Source organism: Streptomyces sp. SID486 (genome assembly GCF_009865385.1).
Classification (GTDB): Bacteria; Actinomycetota; Actinomycetes; order Streptomycetales; family Streptomycetaceae; genus Streptomyces.
In genome coordinates this window covers 1-3306 of the sequence record NZ_WWJT01000760.1, presented here as the reverse complement: position 1 = coordinate 3306, position 3306 = coordinate 1, and the positions used below count along the sequence as shown (strand labels likewise).

The following is a 3306-nucleotide window of genomic DNA, read 5'->3' as shown; positions in this document are numbered from 1 at the left end:
TTGTGGCCGTTGCCGTGGCCGTCGGGATGCAGGACGACCTTGGTCCAGCCCTCGTCACGGGCGTCGAAGTGCTCGTAGGCGGTGGGGGCCTCGTCCAGGCTGAGTTCGTGGGAGACGACGAAGCTCGGTTCGGCCTTCCCGCCGGCGATCAGGTCCCGCAGCGCCCGGTTGTACCGCTTCACCGGCGCCTGCCCGGTGCCCATGTGCTGGCCCTTGAACCACATCAGGCCGAAGTCGATCGGGACCTTGCCCTGGGCCTCGAGTTCGCCCTGGGCCTGCGCGCCGCCGGGGTCCTGGGGGAGGAACACGCCCACCACGCCGATGTCGCCCGTGAACCGGACCGAGTCGATCAGGCCGTTGAGGGTGAGGCTGGCGTCCTCGTGTCCCTGGGGGTCGTGTGCCTGGTAGCCGACGCATTCGCAGCCGTTGTCGGCGCCCAGGCCGAGGGTGGCTTCCTTGACGACCTCCGCGGGGTTCTGCTCGGCGGTGTTGATGGGGATGGCCCCGATCTCCTCCGCCTTGCGCAGCCGGTCGGGGTGGTGGTCGGCCGTCCAGACGCGGCCGGCGCCCTTGAGGAGGGCGGAGTAGGTCGCCATCAGCCCGACGGGGCCGGCCCCGAAGACGATGGTCTGGTCGCCCGGTTTGACGTGGGCCATCTCGGTGGCGTGGTAGCCGGTGGGGAAGATGTCGGCGAGCATCACGTAGTCGGTCTGGCGTTCGGCGGCGTCCTCGCCCAGGCGCAGCGCGTTGAAGTCGCCGTAGGGCACGCGCAGCAGTTCCGCCTGGCCGCCCTGGTAGGGGCCCATGTCGGCGAATCCGTAGGCGGCTCCGGCGAGGGCCGGTTCCGGCTGCATGGTCAGGCAGTAGTTGGTCAGGCCCTGCTCGCACTGCTTGCAGAAGCCGCAGGCGATGTTGAAGGGCAGGACCACGTATTCGCCGACCTGGACCTTGCGGACGGCCGAGCCGACCTCCACGACCTGGCCCATGTTCTCGTGGCCCAGGGTGCGGCCGGACTCGAACGAGGTGCGGCCCTCGTACATGTGCAGGTCCGAGCCGCAGATGTTGGTGGTGGTGATCTTGACGATGATGTCGCAGGGGTGTTCGATCTTCGCGTCCGGCACGTCCTTCACGGTGACCGTTCGCGGTCCTTCGTATACCGCTGCTTTCATGGTGACTTCCCTTGATGTCACGGCCTGGCGGTGAGGAAAGGGCACACAGAGCCTGACTCCCGGAAGCGCTGCGACGGGGGCCCGGGGCTCCAATACTCCTTAGGGGCCGTTCACCTGAATCAGATGGAACGGTCATGTGCCGCCGGCCCGCCGGCCCGCCGGGCGGAGCTTCGGCGCTCCGACAGCGTGCCGTGCGGGTCCCCGTCGGCCCCCGCCGCGAAACAACCCTCACCGATCGATCAGACGATTTTTTTGCGTCCGGATGGCCGGCGACCCAGGGCGCGTCTCCCCCTCCGGCCAGCTAGTCACCGTTGTCCTCCAGCATGCTGCGACGCTCCTGTTCGCGCTTGGAGTAGGCGGCTGCCCGGATCGCCTCGTCGCTCTCCAGACCGGACCCCAGCGCGCCGCCCACCGTGGCTATCGAAGCGACGAACCAGGCCAGCGTCCAATATTCCGTGGCGTGCAAGGGGGAACGTGTCAGGGAAACGAAAACTTTGTCGTTGAGGATGAAGAGCGCCCACATCAAGTTGATGATCAGCAAACCCGCGTAGCAGACGAGCACCCCGATGCCGACGGTCACGACCGTGGACGCGTTGTAGAGAACTGTCCTCGTCCTCTCCTCCGGCGAGGTGTCCGTTGATCGATGCCACAGATGCGCGTCCACGATCAGCCAGCCGATCATGAGCGCGACGGAGCCGACCATGGCGATCACGAGGCGCGGCGTGCTCAGCGCCCCGGACAGATTCCACAGGGTGGAGTTCACGGTGGCGACCGCTCCTGTGGCCAGGGCGGCTGCCAGGGCTTTCGACAGACCCGGCACCAACCGCCACGGCTGGTTGGCGCGGACCATACCGCCGAGCACCCTGAGGTAACCGCGCGGGCCACTGACGACGTACCGGAGATCGGCGGTCTCCTCCGCACCGATTCGGCCAGGGTGAATGGGCGCAAGGCGGCTGGCGAACCTTCCCAGCGTCTGATGCGGGGAAGGCTCCCCAGTCCCAGGGGCTCGCGGAGTCGCCAGGCTGAGCACGGCTTCTTCGACCGCCCGCAGCGCCCTCCTCTGAAGCCACAGACCCCCGAGCGACGGAAGGGACAGCAGGGCCAGGCTGTGTTCGTGACTCAGATCCACGACGAGTTTGCGCCCGTGTGAGTGCAGTGGAAGGTCGGTGAGGGCCACAACGATGTCCCAATGCTCCGCCCGCCTGCGCTCCTTGATCCGGTCCGTCAGGGTGGACAAGTCCTCGGTCCCGGCGGTGAAGGGCTCACTGACCACCTCGACATCGAACCGTCGACCCTGGCCTGTCTTCTCGACGAGCCGAGCAGGGAGTGTCCGCGCTATGCGCTGCGCGATCTCCGTCGGCGCGTCCGGATCCGCCAGGAGAGCCACGACTGTGATGTCCTGCGACGACTCCCGCATGACCGGACCTTCCTCTTCGGCTGCCCCGGCGCCTCACCAGTGCCCCGAATGTCCCGTACGTAACGTCGACACCCATAACCGACGGCCGTGCGACGGTCGAAGCCCATGCCCTCTTTCGTGCGCCGATCACACAGGCTTGAGATATTGAGATTTCACCACTAGGCCGGCGTCACCAAGCCACCATCGAAGCGGTCACCGCTCCCCGGACGGTGCTGCAAGGCGGCAGGGATGGACCCTCTCGGCATGGGGAGCACAGCGCATCCTGGACGTGCCCCTGACCCGGCTCACCCTGGTACCGGAGGTCGGCATCGGCGTTGCCCGGGACGCATCCGGCCGGTGGCGCCACCCCGCCCGTCCTCACCGGCTCCACGGCGACCTGGACGTCGGACACGTATCCCCTGCTCGGTGACCGGCACTTCCAGCAACGTCGACCGCCAGAGAGGACAACTGCGCACGGTCCTGGCCGTCCCAGGACGCCGACTCACCTCCCCTCGAGCTGGGGTGAGCCGGCGGCAGAGAGACCGCGCATCGAGTTGCGGGGAAGGCGGTAGCGCGTCGCGCGGGGCAGGCAGCGGCCCCGCAGACAGGAGGAGCAGGGTTCCACTGCTGGGCCTGCGGGGCCGTTGCATCGTTCACGTACCCTGCGGTGCGTCCGATAAGCCCGATGCCTCCCAACCACCAGGCGGGTGCACGCGTTTGGGGCCCCGGCCGTGTCCGGCC

Annotated in this window: 2 protein-coding genes; both read right to left on the bottom strand. The window is 68.0% G+C overall.

All coding sequences use genetic code 11. The features are described 5' to 3' along the window. A partial coding sequence (locus tag GT045_RS35395; RefSeq protein ID WP_161333987.1) for a glutathione-independent formaldehyde dehydrogenase occupies positions 1-1169 on the bottom strand: 1169 nt, incomplete at its 3' end. 301 nt (positions 1170-1470) lie between these two features. Then, entirely contained in the window at positions 1471-2586 is a 1116-nt protein-coding gene (locus GT045_RS35390) for a hypothetical protein (RefSeq protein WP_202529327.1), read from the bottom strand. Positions 2587-3306: the final 720 nt, after the last annotated feature.